At 41.1% G+C, this 23,988-nt stretch carries 18 protein-coding genes; 2 read left to right on the top strand and 16 right to left on the bottom strand.

Annotated features, from left to right (window positions below):
• Positions 1–46: 46 nt before the first annotated feature.
• The 16 genes from DWW91_RS16680 to DWW91_RS16750 all read right to left on the bottom strand — a co-directional run bounded on the left by DWW91_RS16680 (position 47) and on the right by DWW91_RS16750 (position 22,242).
• Positions 47–1,630 (bottom strand): glycoside hydrolase 43 family protein, encoded by a 1,584-nt coding sequence (locus DWW91_RS16680; RefSeq protein ID WP_122328383.1) that lies wholly within the window; start codon positions 1,628–1,630, stop codon positions 47–49.
• Positions 1,631–1,966: 336 nt separating this feature from the next.
• Entirely contained in the window at positions 1,967–2,095 is a 129-nt protein-coding gene (locus DWW91_RS28340) for a hypothetical protein (protein WP_255420035.1), read from the bottom strand.
• Positions 2,096–3,877, bottom strand: a complete 1,782-nt coding sequence (locus DWW91_RS16685) for a RagB/SusD family nutrient uptake outer membrane protein (RefSeq protein ID WP_007654781.1) — start codon at positions 3,875–3,877, stop codon at positions 2,096–2,098.
• A gap of 12 nt (positions 3,878–3,889) precedes the next feature.
• Positions 3,890–7,312 (bottom strand): TonB-dependent receptor, encoded by a 3,423-nt coding sequence (locus DWW91_RS16690; protein ID WP_007654782.1) that lies wholly within the window; start codon positions 7,310–7,312, stop codon positions 3,890–3,892.
• A gap of 154 nt (positions 7,313–7,466) precedes the next feature.
• Entirely contained in the window at positions 7,467–8,462 is a 996-nt protein-coding gene (locus DWW91_RS16695; RefSeq protein ID WP_010802024.1) for a FecR family protein, read from the bottom strand.
• 256 nt (positions 8,463–8,718) lie between these two features.
• The gene (locus tag DWW91_RS16700) at positions 8,719–9,798 is read right to left on the bottom strand and encodes a uroporphyrinogen decarboxylase family protein (protein WP_122328384.1); all 1,080 of its coding nucleotides are present in this window, start codon (positions 9,796–9,798) and stop codon (positions 8,719–8,721) included.
• Position 9,799: 1 nt separating this feature from the next.
• Positions 9,800–10,471 carry a corrinoid protein gene (locus DWW91_RS16705; protein WP_007654785.1) on the bottom strand — a complete coding sequence of 224 codons (672 nt, stop codon included), beginning with the start codon at positions 10,469–10,471 and terminating at the stop codon, positions 9,800–9,802.
• Between the two features lie 10 nt (positions 10,472–10,481).
• Complete coding sequence (locus tag DWW91_RS16710) at positions 10,482–11,546, bottom strand: uroporphyrinogen decarboxylase family protein (RefSeq protein WP_122328385.1); 1,065 nt, start codon at positions 11,544–11,546, stop codon at positions 10,482–10,484.
• A gap of 26 nt (positions 11,547–11,572) precedes the next feature.
• Positions 11,573–14,266, bottom strand: coding sequence for a glycoside hydrolase family 38 C-terminal domain-containing protein (locus DWW91_RS16715; protein ID WP_122328386.1), 2,694 nt, complete (start codon positions 14,264–14,266; stop codon positions 11,573–11,575).
• A 150-nt stretch (positions 14,267–14,416) separates the two neighbouring features.
• A complete protein-coding gene (locus DWW91_RS16720; RefSeq protein ID WP_122328387.1) occupies positions 14,417–15,409 on the bottom strand; it encodes a LacI family DNA-binding transcriptional regulator in 993 nt (330 codons plus the stop codon).
• Between the two features lie 130 nt (positions 15,410–15,539).
• Positions 15,540–16,118 carry an RNA polymerase sigma-70 factor gene (locus DWW91_RS16725; RefSeq protein WP_122328388.1) on the bottom strand — a complete coding sequence of 193 codons (579 nt, stop codon included), beginning with the start codon at positions 16,116–16,118 and terminating at the stop codon, positions 15,540–15,542.
• A 365-nt stretch (positions 16,119–16,483) separates the two neighbouring features.
• Positions 16,484–17,836, bottom strand: coding sequence for a TolC family protein (locus tag DWW91_RS16730; RefSeq protein WP_122328389.1), 1,353 nt, complete (start codon positions 17,834–17,836; stop codon positions 16,484–16,486).
• Between the two features lie 22 nt (positions 17,837–17,858).
• Positions 17,859–18,977 carry an efflux RND transporter periplasmic adaptor subunit gene (locus tag DWW91_RS16735; protein ID WP_007654793.1) on the bottom strand — a complete coding sequence of 373 codons (1,119 nt, stop codon included), beginning with the start codon at positions 18,975–18,977 and terminating at the stop codon, positions 17,859–17,861.
• A 45-nt stretch (positions 18,978–19,022) separates the two neighbouring features.
• Positions 19,023–20,288 carry an ABC transporter permease gene (locus DWW91_RS16740; RefSeq protein ID WP_007654795.1) on the bottom strand — a complete coding sequence of 422 codons (1,266 nt, stop codon included), beginning with the start codon at positions 20,286–20,288 and terminating at the stop codon, positions 19,023–19,025.
• A gap of 12 nt (positions 20,289–20,300) precedes the next feature.
• On the bottom strand, positions 20,301–21,566 hold the full coding sequence (locus tag DWW91_RS16745) for an ABC transporter permease (RefSeq protein WP_007654797.1): 1,266 nt from the start codon (positions 21,564–21,566) through the stop codon (positions 20,301–20,303).
• Entirely contained in the window at positions 21,553–22,242 is a 690-nt protein-coding gene (locus DWW91_RS16750) for an ABC transporter ATP-binding protein (RefSeq protein WP_122328426.1), read from the bottom strand. Before DWW91_RS16750 ends, DWW91_RS16745 begins: the two co-directional genes overlap by 14 nt.
• 617 nt (positions 22,243–22,859) lie before the next feature.
• Between DWW91_RS16750 and DWW91_RS16755 the strand changes: the two genes are divergently transcribed.
• Positions 22,860–23,582, top strand: coding sequence for an MBL fold metallo-hydrolase (locus DWW91_RS16755; RefSeq protein ID WP_122328390.1), 723 nt, complete (start codon positions 22,860–22,862; stop codon positions 23,580–23,582).
• 18 nt (positions 23,583–23,600) lie between these two features.
• A complete protein-coding gene (locus DWW91_RS16760; RefSeq protein WP_007654808.1) occupies positions 23,601–23,978 on the top strand; it encodes a VOC family protein in 378 nt (125 codons plus the stop codon).
• The last annotated feature ends 10 nt before the right edge of the window (positions 23,979–23,988 follow it).

Raw genomic sequence — 23,988 nt, forward strand, 5'->3', positions numbered from 1 at the left:
AGCTACCTTTTCCGTGGATTATTATTGCAATTAAACGTCACCTTTACTATTTATTCGTAAACCGGAACCAGTTAAAATCAACATATCCATCCACGCCTTCCGCATTCGTGGTGAAGTTGAGCAAAGCGAAACGATTGCCGGTCCAAGGCAATCCCAGCTCCATCTTGTGTTCTTTACCGATTGGAGAGTAATTCACCCCATCCAGGCTGTAATAAAAACGTGCCGTAAAATTCTTGTCCATGACACGTGCCCTGAACCAAATCTTGTCGCCTTTAAAGTTATCCACCGATTCAATCTCCTTGTCACCGTCATACATGACAATCTTACGGCTGCTGCCTTCCTGCTTCACTGCCACATAAGCATAAGGGAGCTGGAAAACTCCCAGTCCTGCCACATTGCCATCTTTCATTCCTGACACGATCATCTCCACCGAACCTTCCGAAGACGGACCTTGCACACGCTGGGTCAATGTATTACGGGCTTCATATAACTTCGGGGCTTGCGAGGCCTTCAAACGCATATATCCGCGACATTCCGTCAACGACCATTTCGTATTGTCAGGATTGTGATTCCATTGCCATTGTAATCCCAACTGTTTACCGTTAAACTCGTCTGTCGTGGCCGGAGATGCCAACCGCTGTTGTTTCTTTCCCACTTCCGGTTTCGGATAGGTAATCACATCCTTACCGTCGACTCCCAACATGGGCCATCCGTCTACCCACTTCACCGGCAGCAAATGAGGTACACGGCCGATAGGACCACGGTCTTGCATGATGATAAACCACCAATCGCCATTCTTCAATTGTACCATTCCCCCCTGGTGCAGTCCGTTGGGCGGATAAGAGGTCGCATCCTCCACAATCACCTTATGTTCATACGGGCCGTAAATATTCTTCGAACGGAGACAGACCTGCCACCCTTCTGTGCCTCCTGCCGGGCAGGTGATATAATACATGCCGTTTATCTTATACATGTGAGCACCTTCCATGCCGAAATTCGGTCCCCAGGTCCGGCTATTTTTAAATCCTTTCTCCCAAATCTCTACAGGTTTACCTTTAACAGATTTCACATCTTCATTCAGTTCTGTAATGAACAACCGGTGCTGGCCATGGACTACATATACTTTACCGTCATCATCGAAAAACAATCCCGGATCATACAAATACTCCGGAAATATCGTCCGCTCCCACGGTCCTTCCGGCTTATCGGCTATGCAAATCGAGAAATGACCTTGTTCGTTTCCCCACCCTTTAGGCGTACAAAAACCGACATAAAACTTACCGTTATGGTGGCGTATCGTTGCTGCCCACGAACCATTCATGTACATTGTTCCTCCTTGCATGTCAAAACGTGGGTCCTCATCATAACGATCGACCGCATAGCCGGCCATTTCCCAATTGACCAAATCCTTCGACACGGCAATCGGACATCCGGGCACATAATTCATACTTGTAGACACGAAATAGAACTTATCGTCCACCCGAATAACATCCGGGTCCGGCCAGTCACCCCACATGATAGGATTCGTAAAAGTCCCGTTGCCGTTGTCAGGATTCCAAACCTGTTGCGCTTCCACAACATAACTAGCCATCAATGATAAAACAATGGCTAAACTTGATTTCAAACTCATAGATTTTATTATTTGTCAATTTTAATCAATATATACCCCAATACTTATTACTTTAGTCATTCGCAAAAACTTTTATTGAAACAACCGCACGAATCAACATCAATACCGAAATAATCGGTTTGAAAAGATTGAGACGTATTCGAATTACAGCCGGATAACAGAACGTTCCCCACCGAACAAAAGTAAAGGTTGGCTATTTGCCAAAACATAGCAAAAAACTGCCTTTTCAGTGGATTATTAGTGCTTTTAACCACCTTAACATACTCCTCAAAAACAAAGTAAGCCCCGATACCCAAGCATACCCTGCTTAAGTATCGGAGCTTATCTCATCCAAGCCTATTCTATCTCAGGCCTGTCACTCTCTCCGTTGTCCGGACGCGCACCGACATACAACGTCACCAGATAGTCAATCAGACGCGCCTGTTTCAAACGTGTGACCGAAGTACTGAAATTCAGATCAAACACTTATTTCAACGGGTCGAAAGTGCCACCCCATGCATCGTTCTGCTCCAGTTTGGAATTACGGTCAAGTGCCTCCTTGTGGATTGGATAGAACAAGTATTTCTCATCCAAATTGAACGTGTAGAGATCGTCTTTATCTACATTCTCTATATAAACAAAATGGAACATTTTACGAACTTCCGGATCGAACATATCTTTTGTAAAATCGAATCCTTCTGCATCCGCCTTATCGTTAATTACAGCATAAAGAGTTGAGCGATGCTTCAAGTTATTCAATATATCGAAACGTTTCCAACGACGTAAATCATTCCAACGTTTACCTTCATAAGCAAATTCAACAAAGCGTTCATTTACATAAGCCTCACGAATATCACTTTGGGTAGTAGCAGTGATTCCATAATTACCAGTCGTATTTTCTATACCGGCACGTTCACGGATTTGATACAATACATTCAAAGCTTCCTGAGTTTTACCGATTTCGTTGGCACATTCGCCGTAATTCATCAAAACCTCAGCAAAACGGATCTCAATCCAGTCTGTTTCTGCCTGATAAACAGAAGCATTATTCAAACTTTCGTCTAATCCTTTCTTTTGGAAATAACCGGACATACCTCCGCCAATCGAAGTTCCTGTTTGAAAATCCACCAATGAGTTCATTTGAGTCTTGCCGTCTACTTCTTGTTCATACCAAGCATTCCAATACTTCTGTCCACCCTCAAGTTGTACATTAGTACATGGATAAATTGTTCCCGGACAGAAAATAGTAGCATGGAAACGAGGATCACGATTCGTATAGAATTCAGTCATAAATTGTTGGTTGTATGCAGGATCAGATAAACGAGTTACATCCAATTCCAATTTAGTACCATCTGCTTTCGGGAAAGCCATCAACAAAGACAAAATAGCCTGATTATCATTCGCACCATCACGAGTAAGCGGTTCTGGACGGATATTCTTTTGATCAAAAGCATGATCCGGATAGTAGAATTGGTTCACCATAATCGCTTCACAATTCTGTTCGTCATACCAGATATCGGCAAAATTACCTTTATACAAACCTTTACCTTGGGCTGTCAAATAATCAAGTGCAGTCTTATTGGCTTTGTAAGCAGTTTCCCAACGAGAAGCATCGTTGTTCGGATTGAACATCGGACTGGCATAAAACATCAATACACGTCCCTTAAAAGCCATTGCAGCACCTTTGTCAATACGACCATACCCCTTGTCATCATACGAATCTGGCAAGTAAGAGATCGCATCATCCAAATCTTTTAAAATCTGCGTTATACATTCAGACGTAGAATTACGAGATACGAACAAAGACGGTACATCTGCTATATTCTGTACTTCAAGAATCAGGGGTACACCTCCTACCGTATTTACTTTATCAAAATAATCCCAAGCTCTCCAAAACAGAGCCTGTCCCATCAACTGCTTCTTCTCTTCGTCATTAAGAATAGTCACCTCATTTTCCAATTTGTTCAAGAAGAAATTGATACGGTCTATTTTCTCATAATCCAGCTTCTGTCCCTGCAATTCAACGGTATAGTTACCTCTTGCAAAGTCATTCATACTTGTAGGTCCGTTCATACCTTCATCAGTATTGTTGGCATTAACAGGCCATCCCGGTGTTATACGACCATAAATATCGTTTAGGAAGCCATTAATCATAGCCTTATCTGTCCAAACATTGTCTGGAGTTATAGCCTCTTTGTTTTCGTAATCAAGACTACAACTACCCATACCTAACAGGAACAATCCTAATATCAATATATTCTTTTTCATACACATGCTTTTTTAGAAAGTTACATCTATCCCAAAGTTAAATGAACGTGAAATCGGGAATTCATTACCTTGACCAATTTCAGGATCATAATAATTCTTATTGAAACCACCCAGAACAAATAAGTTAGTGCCTGTAAAGAACAAGCGCACATTGTTAAAAACTTTGTTGTAGAACTGGTTCTCCGGTAAAGTATAACTTACTGTCAAATATTTCATACGGAGATAATTATTCTTCTTCAACCAGAAATCACTCTTGTCATCATAAGTACGAGTAACATTTGCACTCTTTCTTTTTGGCAATTCTGCATTCGGATTTTCTGAAGTCCAACTATTGTCATACCAATCATGCCACATACGGTTCCATTCTACACCACCTGCTAAGTCATCAGCCCATTTGTATTCTGCAAAGTGGCCTGTAAACATCATGTCAAGTCCGAAACCTTTCCAAGTTCCACCCAAGTTTAAACCAACGATAAACGGATTATTCTTATTCTTCAAGATCGTCTTATCCCAATCATCAATGATTCCATCAGGAGTGCCCTGTGGACCTGAAAGATCTTTGTAGACCATCATACCCAATTCAGGTTTTTGCCCTTTATGCAGATAATTAGGATGTGCAGCATTGAAAGCATCCAAATCTGCTTGAGTACGAATAATTTGATCAACTTCCAAACCTGTGATATAACTTAAAGACCGTCCTACAGGAACATCAAACCATTTAGCATTCTCGGCATAATCCTTCGTGACAACCTCATTCCAACCATAAGAAGCTGTCAAATTACCAAAGTAAGTAAAGTCACCAGACGCTCCATTATAACCTAACCGCAAATCAATACCCTGTGCATGAACTTCTCCATAATTTTCTGCAGGAAGTTTCTGGCTAAAAGTGGTAGGAGTTGAAACAACACGTGTATCCAAAATATCATAGGTATTACGATACCAATAATCAAAAGAAAGATCCCAATGATCCAAGAAGTTCATATCAGCACCTAAATCGAAACTGAATGATTTCTCCCAAGTCATATCCGGATTAACAACTTTGCCATAAGTCAAACCTACATTTTGGGCAGGAGATTTACCAAAATAAGCTTTTTTCCCGGCTTCATAAGATTCCATCCATTGCCATCCGCCAACCGAGTCGTCACCGGTAAGACCAGCAGAAGCACGGACTTTCAGACGGTTGATTTTTGACGTATTAAACCAACTTTCCTCTGAAAGTACCCATCCGGCAGATGCAGCTGGGAAGAATCCCCAACGCTGAGAAGGAGCAAACTTCATTGAACCATCCTCACGGAAAGAAAATGTAAACATGTACTTGTTCGCATAATCGTAACTAAACTGACCAATATACGACATACGTCCATCTTGCCAATCCACATCCCCATTTGCCCAACTATCAGCACGTGCATCACTAGCAGCCCAGAACTGGTCTGTTAAATAAAGCGGGAATGATTCGCGACCACCGGTTACACCTGTCCCACTAGCTTCATACCACTCTGTTACAAACGTACCGCTTACATGATGTACATTGTTGAACACCTTGTCATAACTCAACTGGAAGTTAAGTTGCATATTATCATTCCATTTAGACACACGTTCAATCATATCCTTACCATTAGGCAACCCCCAAGTAGATTTTTTTACACCAATGATATCGTTATCATTAGTAGACATAATACGATTATTTGGCCCTGTACGCTGCATAATCTGCATTTCGTATGACTTATAGAATTTCTTCTGTGCTTCATGATACCACTGCTTACTGAAAGCTACCCTAGCACTCAATCCCTCGAGGAACGGAGCTTTGTAAGTTGCGCTGACAAGCATTTGAGGTTTCAGATATTCATGTTTTCTGTAACCACCAGCACCTGCAGCTTTAGCACCTACGTTTCCGATCCAACCGTAATCAATATACTGCCCACTGTCAGTATAAACAGGTTGATCTGGTTGCCAAATACGAAGCTTTGTGTATGTATCACGGTTCACTTCATCATAATCCTCAGCTAAAAGCCCTTGCTTGTTATTGTTTAAAGACAGTCCAGTTTCAACCTTTAAATCTTTGGTAATATCAGCCGTCACATTCAAACGTAAGTTATACTTGTCGTAAGTCATAGGTTCCATGAAACCTTCCTGTTTCACATAGGAACCACCGGCAAAATAACGTATCTTTTCATTACCACCACTTACACTAATATTATGTGTCTGTGTACTTGGATTACGCCAAATAAGATCCAACTGGTCATATCCCCAACCATCATTGATTCCCTTGAAATAATCCAACTCTTCCTGAGACCACGCCCATCCTGCCGGGTCTGTGTCACCGTTAATACGTCCATATAACTCTCCTGCCTCTACAGCACTGGTTAAATCCATATTCTTTGTACGAGTATCTATTGCATAAGAATAAGAATAGTTTACAGTTGGTTTTCCTAATTTACCTTTCTTAGTTGTTACCAAAATTACACCACCAGCAGAACGAGAACCATACACCGCAGCAGATGCAGCATCTTTTAAGACTGTGATATCATCAATTTCGTTGGGAGACAAGTTATTGAAATCACTTGCATCACGAATTACTCCATCAATAACATAACACACCGGTTGTTGTTTCTTGTTATCTCTTTCCCAAGCAGATACAGTACGAATAGACACATCCGGATTCGAACCAGGAGCTGCGCTCGGAGTACTGACATTGACTCCAGCCAATCTACCTGCCAACAAATTACCGGCAGCAGTTGTAGGTAATGTCTTCATCTGTTCATCTACTCGCATATGTTCTACAGATCCGGTCAACAACCCCTTTTTCTGTGTCATATAGCCGACTACAACCACTTCATCCAACTTTTGAGTATCTTCTTGCAGTTTAACGTTAATAACGGTTTTATTTTCGACCGAAATTACCTGACTAAGATAACCGATAAAAGAAATTTGAAGCTGCGCATTTTCGGGGACTTCGATAGAGAACCTTCCATCCACATCACTTATGGTACCCGTAGTTGTCCCTGGGATAGAGACATTGGCTCCGATAATAGGTTCGCCATTTTGGTCGACAATAGTACCTGTAACTGTTTTTTTGTCCTGGTTCACAGATGAAGCCACAAACGACGGTGTTTTCTCTTTATAAATAGAGATTGTTTTATTTTCAACATTATACTTCACCTCCATTCCTTCAAACACATCTGCCAAAACTGTATTTAAAGAACCAGTTACATTTACCGTAACCTTCTGTTTGATATTAATATCATTATTACGTACCAGGATTGAATAACCTGTTTGTTGTTCTATGTCATCAAGAACTTTACTAATAGGGGCATTTTTGTGATTTACGGTAACCTTTACGCTTTGTAATGCCGTATTGGCATATACAGAAGTGGATATTACACCCATCGCCAAAAATAAACCCAATTGTTTGATTGAAAAATACTTTCTTTTCATACTTTTGTAACGATTTCGTTAGTTAACAACTAATTAATTCAAAAAAATCATTCAATGAATCGGAGAGAAGTGCCAACCATCTCCGATTCTTTTTTTAACCTGTGTTTTCCATATATTCTCTTTTAAAGTTAAACATCCTATTTTAATCGTAGTTTTACCTGTCTTTTAACATGATTACGCTTCCACTCTGTTCGAAACGATACTTTTTATCCACATCAATAAAATTAAACACTTCTTGAAGTGACATTGTCAGATTAATGCTTCCGGTAAAGTATTCATTTGCAACTTTATCACTCTCTACCCAAATCTTTACATTGTATTTCCGTTCTATATCTTTCAATATATCCAGGAAAGAAGCATTCACAAAACTCAACCGTCCGGTTGTCCACAAAGATGATTTATGAGACTCCGTCGTTTCGCTATATAAGGCACCTGTTTCACGATTATATATCGCTTTTTCATCCGGTTTCAAACGGACTTGTTTATTATTAGCCAATACATCTACCCCACCATTGATCAATGCCACTTCCGTCTCCGAGTCTTCCGGATACGAACGAAGATTAAATGTTGTTCCAGTCACTCTCACTTGCATACCACCTGCATAGACTTGAAAAACTTTTTCGACATTTTTTGCCACTTCAAAATAACCCTCACCTACCAAATAAACGTTTCGCTCCTTCTTCCCGTATGATAACGGATACTTCAAGACAGAGCCGGAATTAAGGACTACCGTTGAACCGTCCGGTAGAACTACTTTGGTTTGCGAACCCAGAGGAACAGCCATTTCATTATATAGCTGCTCGCCTGATTCATCCAATTCATTATATATAAAAATAGAACCGATGGAAACAGAAACCATCAATAAAAGGATTACTGCAACGTTTCGTGTATAGATAAACCACCGGCGCCGGAAAGTAACTCCGGAGGTTAGATGCAACCATTCTTTCAAATAGGCATATCTGGTTTCTTTCTGAGATTCGAAGGCGGGAATATGAAGAAGTGCGTACAACTTTACCATCTCGTTGTACCGCTCTCTGTATAAATCAGACTCCTCTACCAAAGCGAACAAAGAAACCTTCTCCTCGTCCGTTATGGAACCTGAAATATAGTTACTCATTAGTTCTTCAAATAATATATCTTTATCTTGCATATACTGCTAAATTTCCGGTTGTTTAAAATAAATACACATCTCAACCGAAAAACATTTAGATAAAATCGAACTTTTTTTGATTTTAACAAAAGAAATAGAAACAATTTCTACAACCACCCCCATTGGCGCATTCTAACAATGCTCATCCTAAGGTCATAACAATGCCCATTCAAGCAACCTTACAATGGGCATTATAAGGTTGCTTGAATGGGCATTGTTAGAAAGACTGTTCCAAAGTGGCTTTTATCCCCTGAAATCAGCGGGAAAAAGTCAAGTCTATAGGATATTTTCCATACTTATTGATTGTATCTATCAGACATCGCACATTTTCCGTAGGGATCAGATCGTGAATACTATGATCTGTCGCAATTATATATCCTCCATCATCAGCAGCCTCCCTGATACATTCCAAAACTTCTTTACGAACATCATCCGGATTGGAGGAAGCCATCGTTACTTTGTTATTGATATTACCTATAGGCGTCAACCGTCCTTTGTATCTCTCTTTCACTTTTTTCAAATCCATCCCGGCAGCTCTTTCCACCGGATGAAGTCCATCGATACCGCAATCTACCAGATCGTCGAGGACATCCCAGATTCTCCCGTCGTTGTGCATAATAACCGGCACTCCCAATTCTTTGATACCGGCAACCAAACGCCTGAAATAAGGGATGAAGAAAGTACGGAAGTCATCCGGAGAAATCAACAAAGCATTCGTACCACCCCAGTCATCAGATATTTGTACACAATCGACTCCCCCATCCTTTACAGCCAGGCGGATAGCCCCCAATGTCCATTCAAACACTGCTTCATTTATTTCATGTACCATTTCCGGATCCGTATACATGGTAATAGCCAATGTCTCGAAATCCATGATATACCAGGATAGCATGGTGAACGGTCCCAAAGTTCCCAACACGACTGCCAGGTCTTCCGTATTAGCAGCCTTCACATCTTTGAAAATTTTGAGACGATAAGGCGTATCGACCGGAGGCAAAGTATACGCTTCCCAATCTTCACGGCATTTTACAGGCGTATCGATTTGTGCGATGATCGGCCAGCCATTTTTTTGATAGGTAACGCCCCATTCATCTTTGTATATCTCATTCGGTTCATGAGGAGTCTCTTCGATACCACAGAAACCGTTAATCGGCGTCCAGATGCCATCGATACCCAGCTTGGCAGCCAGCTTTGCCTGTGTTTTACCATCATACAAAACCGTTGTATATCCCAACAGCTCTTGCATAAGTTTCAAACTGAAAAGATGTTCCATAATAGGAATTCTGTCGGGTACACCACCCGATAATGCTGTCAAAAAACGTTCTCTTGATGTCATATCAATTAGATGTTAACTGGTTTAAAATCTCTACTAACCGCTGAGGCTCTTCTGTATAATAGTCTGCACCTATTTTCTGAGCAAAATCGCTGCTCACAGGTGCTCCGCCTATAAATGTTTTCACTTGAGGAAACTCTGCCTTTATAGCTGTATTGATCGACTCCATATTGACCATTGTGGTTGTCAACAAAGCAGACATTCCGACAAAAGCATCCGGATTTTCTCTGACAGCGTCCACAAACTTTTCTTCGGTAACATCTACCCCCAAGTCGATAATCTCATAACCATTTCCTTCCACCATCATACATACCAGATTCTTACCAATATCATGTAAATCTCCTTTTACCGTACCGATAATCAATTTACCTTTACGTTTGACCGAACCGTCATTAAAATATCTTTTCAGATGTTGCATGCCACCGCTCATAGCTTTTGCACTCATCAGAACCTGAGGCACAAACACTTTATTTTCTTTGAACTTCACACCGATATTGTTCATTCCAACGATCAATCCCTTTGTTAAAATATCATTGGGGGAATACCCCTGCTCCAAAGCCTTCAATGTCAATTCATCAGCTCCGTCTTCCCCTTTCATTGCAGGAGGATAAGGAGTTTTTGCATTGATCTTACCCACTTCGACACAAAATGCTATTCTTTCTAATGTGTTTTCCATACTATTCTATTTATTTAGTCAATTGTTCCCTTCTTCTTATCTCTTTTACGGCATCTACCATTGCATAGAACCCCTCTATCTGCATGTAATCAGGTATTGAATTTCCGGATCCCAGACCGTATCCGTTCGCTTTTTTACGGAACCGGGTACCTTCCTCCAAAACCTTGTTAAAGACCTGGTCATACGGATTCAGGATCAGATAGTTCATATCGAATCCTCCGAACAGGCCGATTTTATCCGAATAGTTATCGATCCATTCATCAAAAAGACATATCTGGTCTTCATTCGAATGTTTGGCATCTATCCCGTTCTGAAGAATATCAGGCATGATCTCTTTGATATTCCCACAGCAATGCAGTAAGAACTTCTTATTCTTATTATGTACGATATCGATCACTTTCTTATGCAGCGGTAAAATAAACTGACGGATCGTATCCGGTTCGAGCATAGTTGCCATACGATGCCCCAAATCATCTCCCATGCGATAGAAGACAAAAAGATCGTCGTACTCCTCCAACATCTTAGTCCACAATGTTTCGTAGAGTTCACCGATTTTCCGGAAGATGTCGGCAAAAAGTTCCGGGTCGAGATACTGCATGACACAAAGGCTTTCATAACCCACCAGATCCTGAGCTGTTTCAAAAATGCCGTATCCGCAACCATCATAGGCTTTCATCCCGGCAGGCATCACTCTCCGGATAGACTCCAACCGAGGCCTGTATGTTTCCCAGAAAATACGAGGAATATCGTCAAACGGATATCTGTCAAAATCTTCGCGGGTCTGAATAGGACCGAGCATCCCCCCTAATATGGCCCCATGACCGGGAAGGATTTCGCAAATCGCAGCTTCATAACTGAATGCATCATAGGTATTTTCTTTCCAAAAAGAAATATATTTACTAAAATACTCATCCAGATCAGAGCAGCTTTTACGGCCATTTAACGACAATTCCTCCCCTATACATTTAGAAACAAAAGGGGCATCGATATTATGCTCATACAAAGGCAAATAATCAGGTTTCTGATTATATAATACCTTTAAAATATTTCTGTAGTCAGGCTCAAACGTATTCATATTTTTTTATTTAATTACATTCCTTATTACCTTTTTAATATGATCGATACAGGCTGATAGGCATGCATCTCGACGGACAGTTCATTATTCTTAATTGGAAACGAATCTCCCAACGGTTCACCGCGCAGATTACAGAATTGAGCAGACCGATATGATTTTCCGGATAATGTAACAGTACATTTGCCTTTTTTACCAGCTTGTTCCCAAAGTCTCAACAGGTCTCCCTCACCATCTGTATTCGGTCCGAAAGCAGTAACTAAAATTCCTTTTTCGGACAATGTAATCCCTTCAGAAAAAAACGGAAGTTCACCTCCATCATCCTCTGTATACGTTGCCATCAGAGGAACACGCGTTTCTTCTGTCGGTGTAATAAGAGAAGTCTCATTACTGTATTTATCGATCGACCACAGATATACTTTGGCTGAAAAACCTCCTTCTATCCATTCTGTAAAATTAGTACCCCACTGATTATTAAACAGATTGACAAAAACATTAGGCCGTTGGGGTATAAACTCTCCGGAGAAACGGAACAGACCGGGACGGTCCAGACTGACAGCCGGGGCATTCGGTGTATTTAGACCAAATCCCTTCCCTTGATTATCAATAACAGCCATACCAGTATTCAGGAAGAAATAATCATGGTTGGTGTTCTTTACAAAATCAGTGGCCGGATTAACAACACCGCCGGTTCTCCCTAACCGGAATGAAGGATTCGACAGATTAAACGGAAAAGCAAGCCAACCACCTTCCGGTTGGGATTCAGCCGGTTTATTCCGTATCCCCCAACAAATTTCCAGATAAGGGGAGCTATCTTCTAACGTATAAGTTAATGTATAGTCATCGCCAGCACCTGTCTGACAGAATGCGGTAGCACTAACTGAATGGGAGGTCTGCAAATATTTGATTTTATTTAATCTGCCCTTTATCATTTCATATTTCAGATCTGGATTTTCCGGCCGCCCCATCTCCTGATCAGCCCAGCCATGATGTCCGGGCTTCACATAATTCGCATTATAACGGTTGATTTCCTCTTGACCAAATTTCTCGTGGATATACTCTCCGAATCCATATTCATTCTTCTCATCGACCATTTCTTTCTGTTGTTGTTTATCCCAAACAGAAAGTAATGCACCGTTTTCCTTATTTATTTCTATTTTGAAATAGTTGTTTTCCAACACAGCTTCTACTTCATCAATACGGGAACTTCGGGAATCCTCAGATATAGGAGATGTTACCAACGTATAAGTCTTATACCCCAGGGATGGAATATCTTCCGCATGAAAAGACAGGTGATTGTAGTCGTTATATACTGGCAGAATCTTACCCGTCAATTCATCTTTCAAACCATAAACCTGGTAATTTTTTTTATAAACTCCCATATGTAAACTGACCAAACCCGAACGTTTCCAGGGAAGCGGGTTATAAACAACTACTTTACGTCCTTTAACGGCTACATTCTGAGCCAGTGTCTTCAAATCCTTCCGTAAAGAAGGAATAATATATTGTTCAGCACGGTGTGCCCTACTTCCTTTTTCATTCCAGGATGTTTCTATAAAATCATACAGCCCTTGCGCCCTGCTGACTGTAAAATCGTCCCCATATTTCCAAAAATCCTGGTGTCCATGACTCATTGCCAACCCAAAAGTATGTTCATCAAACAATAAAGATTGTTCAATAGCCTTTTCAACATAAGGTTCAACCGGTTCGGGAGTTATGTCCCACTGTTTGAGTAAGGAATTCAACGTTTCCGTATTATAAATGACACGCTGCATAGCCTTATTGATTTTTACTTCTTTAGGCATCGACATATATCCATGAATCCAGGTATCCGGCATATCCCCCTTTACTACAGGCAATGATGGGTTTTCTTTCATCAGGGCATCATAAAAATCTTCCAGCTGACCGATACGTATCCGGGCATTAGGTGCTTTTTCACGAGCTTCTTTCAATACGGCAGCAACATCTTCCGGTGTCGGAGCACCTGTATTTTCATGCGTATGTATCATTGCTAACCATGTCTTATATTTCCAGGTTGCCGGAGGAAGTACGCCGGAACCGTAATATTCCGCCCAGTTAAAAGTGAGTAACCTCGAACCATCCGGTCCCTCCCACCAAAACAGGGTTGGTATATCCGGTGATACGGACCCGGGATTACAACCAATATGCAAAATCTTCACACCAGCCTGTGTCAATAATGTAGGAAGTATCCAGGAATGGCTAGGGACATCGGTTAGTTTAGCTCCACGTACCAACGGTTGGTCATATTTTCTATTTATCTGCGAAGAATAGGACATACCACGCACCAATGTTTCAAGATCACTCGATTCAGTCTCAAATGTGAATGGAAGTGCATGCACTTTGAAACGTCCATCCTTTAATGCTTTTTCTATTCCGGATTTATAAGCCTCAGAGGTATTTTCCATAATATATTTCATCGGCCAGCCAGGAAGAGTCCAAACAAATTGGTCTTCTTTAGGTAATTTACCCGTTTCCTCTACTGAACGTAATGTTTCATCCATCATAGAGGTTGTGTATTTCTGTAAAATAGATTCACTCCAGTCAGTATAACCAATATCAAAATGCATTTTGAAAACAATGATTATGTCTTCAACTTCAACCTTTTCGGCTCCTTTGTCTACATCTATAGCCGCAATCTGAGCTTTTAATGAGCTTAATGATAGTATGAAAATCCATACTGAAAGAATAAATTGCCTTCTCATATTTCATGGTATTATGTTTCTCTCTTAATTAACTTTACCGGTTAAGTAAACTAAGAAAAAAATATTATTTTGCAAACATATGTGTCTTATCAGAGATAAACAATGACATTTATTCCGATTTTCTTATACTATCTTACGATCGATATGTTTTTAATCATATACAGGCAAAACCAGTTTTACCTTTTCGTCTTCATTATCGGTAGTTTCTAATTTCTCTATTAATACACGTACAGACTCACGACCAATCTCTTTTATAGGAAGATACGCTATATGCATATTAGGAGCCAAAAGTTCAAAACTCGGAGTACTATGCAGACAAGCCAAACCTATTTTACTGACATCTATATTCCGTTTATAAAAATAGCGTAGCCCTTCCATGCCTAAATAATGCGTAGTAAAATAGAATCCATCGACATCCGGGACCGTATCAAAAATAGTATCCAATACACGAATGATATCTAACTCATACTCATTGCGTGACACCTCTCCATATAAGTGAGGAGAAATAAAACAATCATGTTCAATCAAAGCGGTCTTATATCCTTCATATCTTAAACTCATGGTAAAAAGGGCCGATGCCGTAGTTATAATGGCTATTTTTTTACGACCTTCATTTATCAGTTTATTAACCAGATTATAACTACACCCGATATTGTCTATAATAATATAATTAGTATTCAATTCCGGAAAAAAACGGTCAATTAAAACAAACGGATATTTTTCTTGTATTAAATTCTCCAATTCACTTTTGGCATAGTTAGTAGGAGCAATGATTAATCCATCAATATTCTTCGATCGTAACATTTGGATTATATTATTTTCTCTTACCGGATTAGATTCGGAACTGCAAAAAGTAACGGTATATCCCAGTTGTTCTGCCACGAGTTCAACCTCCATAGCTACTTGGGCATAAAAAGTATCTCCTATGAAGGGAACAACCAATCCTATTGTTTTCGTTTTACCCGAACTAAGACTTTTAGCAAGATAATTTGGTCTATATTTTACCTGTTTAGCATAATCTATTATTTTTTTCTGAGTAGCCGAACTTATCTTTTGTTCATCACCACGCCCTGACAACACCCATGAAACTGTTGTTTTTGAGACCTTAAGAGCTTCTGCAATATCTTTAAGAGATTTTCCCATCTGTTTTTAATTTGAACAACTTAACCGATCAACTATACATGCAAATATATTATTTAATTCGATACTCTACAATAGTGATGAAAGATCCTTTTCCGGGAAGAGGAATAAAAAAGGCTGGAGTAAACAGATTTCAACAGATAAAGAAAAGAAGCAGATGTTTAAGAGTTTGCTTCAAACGATCAGTCGCATTCTTCAACTGAACTCGTACTGTACTAACAGTCAAACCCATATTATCGGCAATTACATCCACAGTTTTGCCGGCATAGAAATACTCTTCAAAAACAATCCTGCACTTTGAAGGTAATTGATTTACCGCTAAACGTATCTCTTCTTCCGTCTGGCGCATTTCTACATATTGTAATGGAACCGGAGTCGATTGGATATAATTTTCCTGAAAAGCCAACATTTGTTCTTTGTGTTCATCCAATACATTTTGCTGACTCCTTTGTGCACGGATGTAATTGAGACAGCCATTCTGAACAGAACGTACTAAATAATAATGAATTGGATACGATAAGGTCTCTCGCTTATTCCAGATATTAATAAAAACATCATCTACAATTTCTGCACCGGCCTCTTTATCGACCAGGTAACATAAAGCAACGGCATTCAAGTAGCTATAATAAGTACTGAACAATTCAGAAAAAGCCTTTTCCGAACCTTTTCTGATTTGTTCTATTATATCTTCATTTATACGGCTTATATTCATAATACATCTCCTTGTCGCTTTTTCATCTATATTAGTTCATGAAGAACTATGGAATAGTTATTGTTCGATTTCTTTGATAATCAGGGAGGAATGTAATATGAATGATAATGTTTTAATTGTTTCGCAAAACGCGAACGTATTGATTCTTATAGATATTAAAAATTGAAAAGGGACATAGTTCTTCATGAACTATGTTTCTTTAGAGGTTTCATATCCCTTTTCTGCGACAAATATAATATTTATTCACTCACTTTGATGTGTATTTACAAAAACGGAGGGAAGTTTCCTCACGGAAACTCCCCTCCTCCTTGGTGTGTCTAATCAATTATGTTAAAAAATAGGATTTAATCTTATTGTCGATATTACTATAAAGTGATTGGTGTTCCATTATAGAAATCAAGGATCTTGGTGCGGAAGATAAAGTTGTACTTTGCCTGTGTCTGTTCTGCCAGACTCTGCGCATACTTCGTCTTTGCTTCGCTGTATTCAAATACGGTACTTTTTCCTGCACCATACCGTTCTTCAGCATATGAGAAAGCGACCTTGCTTGCATCGACTGATTTATCGGAAGAGATGTATTTCTCCTGTGCTGCCGTCGCATTATAATAAGCCTGTTGGATCTCCTTATAAAGTGATTTTTTGCTGTTTTCCATCATTAACTCACGATTAGTTATGGAGAGACGGGCGGTACGGACGCTGTTACGTACCTGGAAACGGTTGAAGATCGGAATACTCAGACTTAAACCGATTGATTTCTGTCCGTTATTCTTCAACTGACCACTGAACGGAGCGTTATTATAATCGCCGTCACCGAAATTATGATAGTAACCGGTACTGTAACCGGCACTTAAATTCAGTTTCGGATAATATCCCGCCTGGGCTATACGGAGCGCTTTCTTCTGGCTCTCCAGCAGATACTGCTGTTCCTTGATCTGCGGTTTGAATGTCACGGCATGATCATAGACCTGGTCAGGAGGAATGATACTGCTCATGTAACGTTCAATGGCATCACCGTTTTCCGGTTCCAGCACATCGAAGTTTTCACCGGCACGTTCCAGTTCCAGACTTTGTGCCAGATCCAGTAAAGCCAGTTTCACATTGTTCTGCGATTCTGTCAATGTGACTTCATCTTTTGCCAATTGGGCTTTCATATCGTATAACTGGGAAACAGGGATTTTACCGGCATTATAGAGTGCCTCGGTTTTTGTCACCTGCTCAGAGCTCAGATCTACCTGCAATTGGGCAATCTTCAACATTTCCTTATTATAAAGAACTTGCAGATAGTAAGAAGCCACATTAATAGACAAGTCCTCCTTTGCCTTATTCAAAGTCTCGATAGATGCTTTCAGGTCCAGCTTGCGTGCAGCAATATCGTTCGGTATTTTCAAACCGTCGAAGATAGGCATGCTCAATTGAATACCGGCTGTCGTATTGGCCGAGTTACGGTCTACGATCAAACCATCTTTCGATTCGGAGCGGCCGAAACCAAAGTTTTCCCCCACACTGGCATTCACACTGGGCAACCAACTATATTTACTGGTGTGTAAGTCCACTTCGCGGCTTTTCTGTTCCAATTCCTTTTGTTTCAGATCTATATTGTTCTCGATAGCGTACCGGATACATTCCTCCAACGACCATTGCTTTGCCGCTTCCTGTGCCCCGACGGGCAGACAGAAAAGGAATGAGGCCAGTGCTACGGATGATATGATTTGTTTCATCGCTTATTCGTTTTTATTTCTATTACTTATTAGCAGCTACAATACCACCACGAATCTTGTCACCTTCAGACAAACCTTCTTTCACTTCGATCTTGATACCGTCAGACAAACCGACCGTAACAGCACGTTTCTCAAATAACTGTTCCGGCTTTTCCTGTTTTACAATCTGTACGAAGGTAGAGTCCCCACTGAATTCAACACAACTTTCAGGAACGGTCAGGACATCGGTCGCACGTTTCAGCACGATCTCGGCATTGGCACTGTAACCGGCACGGATAAAGGCATCTTCCGGCATCTGAACGGCCGCTTTGATCTCGAACAGGACGGCACCGTTTTCTTCCACTCCTTTCGGAGCTACATATTCCAGGGTGGCATCAAACGTACGGCTATCCAAAGCACCGACTGTCAGTTTGATAGGCATACCTTCATGGATACGTCCAACTTCTGTTTCATCCACTTTTCCCCTGAAGATCATATTGTTCATATCGGCTACGGAAGCAATTGTCGTACCGTCATTGAATGTATTCGACTGGATCACCGAGTTTCCGACTTTAATAGGAACATCCAGAATCATACCGGTAATGGTAGAACGAACCTGGGTCGTACTAGACGATGCCGATTTACGTGAAATACCTTCACGGATAATCTCCAATGCATCCTGTGCATTTTCTGCTTCTTCCTGAGCTTTCTTATAATTAGCCAGTGAGGTTTCATAGTCCTCTTTGGATATGACTCCTTGCTTGTGCAGATCTTCATCCCGTTTGTAGGTAGCTTCTATCTGCTCCAGACTGATCTTCGCCACACGGACACGCGATTCAGCACTGTTCAGCTGAACCATTTCAGGGATTACCTTGATCTTTGCAATAATCTCGCCTTCCTTCACCATCTGACCGGCTTCCTTCAGCAATTCGGAGATGATACCGGACATCTGCGGTTTGATAAGTACCTCATCACGCGGTTCCACCTTTCCTGTCGCCACAGTCTTTGTCTCTACCGAGTCGCGTTTGGGAGTTACCACTTCATACATGGTGATGACAGGTTGTGCTTTTTTCCACAAGAAGTAGAAAGTGCCGACCACGGCGGCTCCCACCAATACTAAAAAGATGATTCGCAGGATTTTCTTAACGATACGATTCTTCATAACTATCTTAATTTTCAATTTCCAATTTATAATATTCAATTCCCCTTATTCTTCTCTGATAGCATCAATAGCCTTAATCTGCATGGCTCGCCAGGCCGGAATCAATCCAGCCATAAGTCCGCTGATAAGTAAAACAACGGTTGCGGCAACGGCGGCCCCGATATGTATTTCCGGATTACTGAAGAAAGTGCCCTGAGAATCTGCCGATCCGCTGCTTGCCAATAAATTATTAGCTACATCCAACAGAAAAACTCCGCAACTTAACCCCATCAGTCCGGCCAAAGCCGTAAGCAACAAACTCTCACTCATGATCTGGGATATAATATCGAACGGCTTAGCCCCGATTGCACGGCGTACACCAATCTCGCGGGTACGTTCTTTTACCGTCACCATCATAATGTTACTGACCCCAATGATACCAGCCAGCAAAGTACCCATTCCAACCAACCATACCAGAATATTGATCCCGGTAAATAGTGTTTCAAAACTATCGAATTGCTTGGCAATCGTAAAACTGCTGACGGCTTGCGGGTCGGTAGGCGATATTTCATTTTGTGATTTCAAAACATCCGTTATATCTTCCACCATCCTGTCGCATGAATAACCGTCATCGGCGGTTGCGCACAGGAACCAGAACTTATCCCCCTGGTTGGCCACCTGCTGTAAGGTAGTAAAAGGCAACATGATACTTTCCTCCGTACGTCCTCCGATCTGTACACGTGGCTTAGGTTTCACAACGCCCACGACCTGATAGTAAATGCCATTTACACGGATATACTCTCCGATCGGATCTTCACCGGGAGTGAACAACACTTCGCGCACAATACTACCGATCAGGCAAACCTTACGTTTTTCTTTTACGTCTACCTCATTCAGTAAACGCCCTTCCAGTACGTGCTGCGTTTCTATATTAAAATATTCGGAATGTACACCGCGCACATTATAAGTACCGGCTTTCTGTCCTCTCACCACATTATTTTGTCCGCCCCATGACATAGCCATCGGCGACAAATAACGCACACCTTTCACACGGTTACGGATTGTTTCCAGGTCACGGTTACGCATCTGCCAGTAACGTCCTTTCTTGTAGCCTTTATAAGGCTCGCCGGTACGTTCGGAAAAGAAAAAAGCTGAATTAGTAGCGAAACCATTCACATTCTTCCATACTCCGTTCTTGAAGCCGGTACCCGACCCTAACAGGATAACAAGCATCAGGATTCCCCAAAACACCCCGAACCCGGTCAAGAGGCTTCTGGTCTTGTTGCGGGTGATAGTCACCCATATCTCTACCCAACGGTCTATATCGAACATATCTATCTGTATTTATTCGTTTCTCATGGCTTCGATAGCCGTAATTTTCACTGCTTTACGAGCCGGAAAATAACCGGCCAGCACTCCTGCACCAACAATAAGCAACGTTGACATCAAAGCTACGGTCAGGTCGACCGTAGGATTCAAAAAGGTACTCATATCATCGCTGGAAGAGGCTTGTCCCATCTTGGCATTTTCCATAATGAAGTTAATGCCTTCTGTCAGTCCAACTCCGGCAATCATGCCGACATAACCGAAGACGGCCGTTATCAGGATAGACTCTACGATGATCAGTTTCAGTATGGAAAAAGGAGTTGCTCCAATCGCCTTACGGATACCAAACTCGCGGGTTCGTTCCCGAACAGTAATCAACATGATATTACTGACTCCCACAATACCTGCGGCCAAAGTTCCGATACCGATTATCCAGATAAACAGGGCTATACCATTCAACATCCCGTTAAACATGGCAAAATCTTCAATCGTGCTCCACATACCGATTGCCCGCAGATCTTCCGGATCAAACATATGCCGTTTCCCCATCTGCTGACGGAAACGTTTCTCAAATGCTTCGTATTCCTCTTTGGTATTAATACCATCCAGGGAGAAAATAATATTATCCAACCCATAACCGGAGCGGTAAAGTTGCTGTGCCGTAGAGAAAGGAATATAAGCCGGAGCATTATTATTGTTGTCCTCATCCGTATAAACTCCAACCACCTGATAAGGAACATCACCAGCATTCACATATTTTCCTAACGGATCCTCCGAACGGAAAAGCACTTCTTTTATACGGGGACTTATAACTATCACTTTTCTTTTCTGAAGTATATCTACTTCATTAATAAAACGTCCGTTACCAACCGTCATTTTAATCTTGTCGATGATAGCTTTATCCGGATGTACCCCCTGTAAAGAATAAGAGTTATATTCTTCTTTATACGAAAGCGTATCGCTTTGGTAAAGGACACCTGATACCAGGTTCACTTCGGGATTCTGCTGTCTCAAGGCCACCAAGTCATCATCTTTATATTCGATCCGTCGGTTGGTCTGCATCCCTTTATAGGGTTTGCTGGCATAACGAGGCCATGTCTCCACACGGTTCCCCGCCCAACGGTCAAAGTTGTGCATGATACCATTCTTCAGTCCGTTTCCCGCTCCCAGCAAAACGATCAGCATGAAGATCCCCCATGCTACGGAAAAGCCGGTAAGGAACGTACGGAGCTTATTCTTTTGAATCGTACTCCATATTTCCCGGAAATTATCAAAGTCGAACATATCCCTCTCCTTTTTCGATGTTTTCTATCAAACCATCCTTTACGCGGATGATCTTTTCGGTCGCATTGGCTACGGATTGCTCGTGAGTCACGATAATCATAGTCATACCTTCTTTATTTACATTACGCAGAAGTTCCATTACTTCGACCGTCGTTTTACTGTCGAGTGCACCGGTCGGTTCATCGGCCAGGATCACCTGCGGTTTAGCAATCAAGGCACGGGCAATGGCTACACGCTGTTTTTGCCCGCCCGACATTTCGTTAGGCATATGTTCCGCCCAGTCTTTCAGTCCGACCATATCCAGATATTCCATTGCCATCGCATTTCGTTTCTTACGGTTTATACCCTGATAATAGAGTGGCAAGGCGACATTCTCCACCGCATTCTTGAAAGAGATCAGATTAAATGACTGGAAAATGAAACCGATCATCTGGTTACGAAGTTCAGCTGCACGGCTTTCGCTGAGGTTCTGAATCAATTGTCCGTTTAAATGATAGGTACCAGTATCGTAAGTATCCAAAATCCCCAGTATGTTCAACAGCGTCGATTTCCCCGAACCGGATGCCCCCATAATGGAAACCATCTCTCCTTTTTCGATCTCCAGGTCTATGCCTTTCAAGACATGCAGCGGAGCACCATTGAAATACGTTTTGTTAATTCCTTTCAGCTGAATCATCATATTTGTCATTACTTTTCTTTATTAGACGTACACTTTGTAAAAAATGTTACACATTTAAGAAACTTTTTTACCCTCTGACGCAACAAATATATATTTATATAAGATACCTTGTATCACAAGGTACTAATTTTTACAAGATATTAACTATCGTTTTGTTATCAGATAAACACAAGTAATCAAGGAATGCTTACTAAATAAATCGACAACTACAAAATATACTGCATTGCCCCATTCATTTTATTTATAAATTCATCAAATAAAATAGCAGGGAATAACCAAAAACAATATTACATTTGCAAACTATACTTACACTACCTACAAGACTAACTCACAAGATGTTATCAATTTTATATAGTTATGTAAGTTATTGTCGACAGCTATCAGCAATATTACTTATAGTTATTAACAAAATTACCGATAGCTATCAACAACATTACTGACAGCTATCGACAATCAGTTTGTTCGGCAGAAAACCAAAACCAGTATCCTATATTATTTACATTCGTACGGTAACTATTATCTGTTTCATTCATCCTTTTGTATATTTGTATCGCCAAAAGCAACTTAATCACACCGTATCATGTTTTATTTACATGAAAATAAAAGAATACAGTATGAGACTTACATATATTTATCACAGTGGCTTTGCGATCGAAACAGAAGGATATACTATCCTGATCGATTATTTTAAAGATACGGGGAAAACACCGGATACGGGATTTGTCCACGATGAACTGCTTCGACGCGCGGGTACATTATATATATTATCCTCCCATTTCCATCCGGATCATTTCAACCCGGACGTCCTGAAATGGAAAGAGATTAAGTCGGATATCAAATATATTTTCTCCAAAGATATTCTGAAACGCCACCGGGCGACAGCCGAAGATGCTGTTTACCTTAAGAAAGGGGACGTTTTTGAAGATGAAAATATCCGTATCCGGGCATTCGGTTCGACTGATGTAGGCATTTCTTTCCTGATAGAAGCGGAAGGCAAACTGCTGTTTCATGCCGGCGACCTGAATAACTGGCATTGGAAAGACGAATCGACACCACAGGAAGTGGCTAAAGCCGAAGGCGATTATTTGCGGGAACTGGATATACTGGCTCAGACAACCGGACATCTGCATCTCGCCATGTTTCCGGTCGATCCGCGTATCGGAACTGATTTTATGCGGGGAGCGGAACAGTTTGTCGACCGGATAAAGACTGACGTTTTAGTCCCTATGCACTTTTGGGAACATCCCGCCGAAGTAGTAGCATTCGGCCCTTATGCCGAATCGAAGGGATGCCGTTATATCCTGTTGTCCTATCCCGGAGAAAGCACTGATTTTTAATTTATAAAGAAAACAAGTATGGAAATCAAAAGTAGATTTGATCATTTCAACATCAACGTCCTCGACCTCGAAAGAAGCATTGCTTTCTATAACAAAGCGCTGGGTCTGAAGGAACATCACCGCAAGGAAGCAGCCGACGGCTCTTTCGTTCTCGTTTACCTGACAGACGACCAGACAGGTTTCCTGCTGGAATTGACCTGGCTGAAAGACCGTAACGAGCCGTACGAACTGGGAGATAACGAAAGCCATCTCTGTTTTCGTGTAGCCGGCGATTACGACGAAGTACGCAAATTCCATAAGGAAATGGATTGCGTATGTTACGAAAATACCGCCATGGGATTGTATTTCATTAACGACCCGGACGATTACTGGATCGAAATACTACCGGCTAAATAAAAAAGGCAAT

The sequence above is a fragment of the Parabacteroides sp. AF17-3 genome (assembly GCF_003635445.1).
Taxonomy (GTDB): domain Bacteria; phylum Bacteroidota; class Bacteroidia; order Bacteroidales; family Tannerellaceae; genus Parabacteroides; species Parabacteroides goldsteinii.

Bases quoted from the DNA above. Each gene is read 5' to 3' on its own strand.
- DWW91_RS16680 (WP_122328383.1), bottom strand. From the start codon at position 1,630: ATGAGTTTGAAATCAAGTTTAGCCATTGTTTTATCATTGATGGCTAGT.
- DWW91_RS16685 (WP_007654781.1), bottom strand. From the start codon at position 3,877: ATGAAAAAGAATATATTGATATTAGGATTGTTCCTGTTAGGTATGGGT.
- DWW91_RS16690 (WP_007654782.1), bottom strand. From the start codon at position 7,312: ATGAAAAGAAAGTATTTTTCAATCAAACAATTGGGTTTATTTTTGGCG.
- DWW91_RS16695 (WP_010802024.1), bottom strand. From the start codon at position 8,462: ATGCAAGATAAAGATATATTATTTGAAGAACTAATGAGTAACTATATT.
- DWW91_RS16700 (WP_122328384.1), bottom strand. From the start codon at position 9,798: ATGACATCAAGAGAACGTTTTTTGACAGCATTATCGGGTGGTGTACCC.
- DWW91_RS16705 (WP_007654785.1), bottom strand. From the start codon at position 10,471: ATGGAAAACACATTAGAAAGAATAGCATTTTGTGTCGAAGTGGGTAAG.
- DWW91_RS16710 (WP_122328385.1), bottom strand. From the start codon at position 11,546: ATGAATACGTTTGAGCCTGACTACAGAAATATTTTAAAGGTATTATAT.
- DWW91_RS16715 (WP_122328386.1), bottom strand. From the start codon at position 14,266: ATGAGAAGGCAATTTATTCTTTCAGTATGGATTTTCATACTATCATTA.
- DWW91_RS16720 (WP_122328387.1), bottom strand. From the start codon at position 15,409: ATGGGAAAATCTCTTAAAGATATTGCAGAAGCTCTTAAGGTCTCAAAA.
- DWW91_RS16725 (WP_122328388.1), bottom strand. From the start codon at position 16,118: ATGAATATAAGCCGTATAAATGAAGATATAATAGAACAAATCAGAAAA.
- DWW91_RS16730 (WP_122328389.1), bottom strand. From the start codon at position 17,836: ATGAAACAAATCATATCATCCGTAGCACTGGCCTCATTCCTTTTCTGT.
- DWW91_RS16735 (WP_007654793.1), bottom strand. From the start codon at position 18,977: ATGAAGAATCGTATCGTTAAGAAAATCCTGCGAATCATCTTTTTAGTA.
- DWW91_RS16740 (WP_007654795.1), bottom strand. From the start codon at position 20,288: ATGTTCGATATAGACCGTTGGGTAGAGATATGGGTGACTATCACCCGC.
- DWW91_RS16745 (WP_007654797.1), bottom strand. From the start codon at position 21,566: ATGTTCGACTTTGATAATTTCCGGGAAATATGGAGTACGATTCAAAAG.
- DWW91_RS16750 (WP_122328426.1), bottom strand. From the start codon at position 22,242: ATGATTCAGCTGAAAGGAATTAACAAAACGTATTTCAATGGTGCTCCG.
- DWW91_RS16755 (WP_122328390.1), top strand. From the start codon at position 22,860: ATGAGACTTACATATATTTATCACAGTGGCTTTGCGATCGAAACAGAA.
- DWW91_RS16760 (WP_007654808.1), top strand. From the start codon at position 23,601: ATGGAAATCAAAAGTAGATTTGATCATTTCAACATCAACGTCCTCGAC.